Below are 240 nucleotides of genomic sequence, written 5' to 3'. Positions count from 1 at the left end.
AGACGGGCGTTTCTACACACCGCCAGTTTCTAGCGGCCTGCTCGCCGGGACTTACCGCGAACAGCTCCTTGAAGAAGGGCGCATCGAACCGAAAGTGCTGAAAAAAGATGAGCTCGATACATTCGATGCCATCTGGTTCATCAATAGCGTGCGCGGATGGATGAAAGTCGAACTTGATGCGGACGATAACTTAAAAACAGGCCAGGAAAACCGATGATTTTCTTGGCCTGTTTTTACTAT

At 49.6% G+C, this 240-nt stretch carries 1 protein-coding gene; it reads left to right on the top strand.

All coding sequences use genetic code 11. The features are described from left to right. Positions 1 to 217: aminotransferase class IV (locus R0J87_RS24195; RefSeq protein WP_498889588.1), on the top strand; the 217-nt coding region annotated here is incomplete at its 5' end. Between the last annotated feature and the right edge of the window lie 23 nt (positions 218 to 240).

The organism is Halomonas sp. SIMBA_159, assembly GCF_046536035.1.
GTDB classification, from domain to species: domain Bacteria; phylum Pseudomonadota; class Gammaproteobacteria; order Pseudomonadales; family Halomonadaceae; genus Vreelandella; species Vreelandella venusta_A.
Note: the sequence above shows the minus strand (reverse complement) of the source record. Positions and strands in the feature narration are given on the sequence as shown.